Genomic DNA, 265 nt, shown 5'->3' with positions numbered 1-265 from the left:
GAAATTGCGCAGCAACCCGGCGGCGCCAGCGCGGAGGGGAACGCGCCTGTTATTCGACGGGCTGTAGCGCCTGATGAAACGACGGATCTCTGACGATCGTATCGACGCTGATTTTCACGACGTCGTCGAGTGCGAGTGCGGGATTCGTGAACTTCTGCCGGAACAGATGGACGGTATTGCTCTTCACATAGACAGTCTGCTTCGTCGACGCATTGGTGACGAAGTAGCAGATCGTCATCGTCCACGTGCCTCGCTGCCGCGCATC

Annotated in this window: 1 pseudogene; it reads right to left on the bottom strand. The window is 58.5% G+C overall.

What is annotated here, in order from left to right:
* Window positions 1–49: 49 nt before the first annotated feature.
* Window positions 50–265 (bottom strand): annotated as a pseudogene (locus SB772_RS41965) (hypothetical protein); the annotation flags it as partial.

This window comes from Paraburkholderia sp. SIMBA_030 (assembly GCF_046535245.1).
GTDB lineage: Bacteria > Pseudomonadota > Gammaproteobacteria > Burkholderiales > Burkholderiaceae > Paraburkholderia.
This window is presented reverse-complemented; position numbering and strand designations above follow the sequence as displayed.